The 299-nt window shown below is 48.2% G+C and carries 1 protein-coding gene; it reads right to left on the bottom strand.

Annotated features, from left to right (window positions below; translation table 11 throughout):
• Positions 1 to 299: cbb3-type cytochrome c oxidase subunit I (locus AB4585_RS27745; RefSeq protein WP_372171970.1), on the bottom strand; the 299-nt coding region annotated here is incomplete at both ends.

Raw genomic sequence — 299 nt, forward strand, 5'->3', positions numbered from 1 at the left:
TGCTATCAGGCCCGTAGGTCGTAGAAAGAGGTGCGTAGAAGGTCCAACCAAAATCAGGACCACCACCAGGCATGAACAGCGAGCTTAATAAGATTAAGAAGGCAAAGGGCAGGATCCAAAAGCTCAGGTTGTTCATTCGTGGAAGAGCCATATCTGGCGCCCCTATCATCATAGGGATCATCCAGTTAGCAAGGCCAGTAAAGGCAGGCATGACTGCACCAAATACCATCACTAAGCCATGTACTGTGGTCATCTGATTGAAGAATTGAGGATCAACTAGCTGCAAACCCGGTTGGAAT

This window comes from Vibrio sp. 10N.222.49.C9 (assembly GCF_041474985.1).
In the GTDB taxonomy this organism is placed as follows: Bacteria; Pseudomonadota; Gammaproteobacteria; order Enterobacterales; family Vibrionaceae; genus Vibrio; species Vibrio crassostreae_C.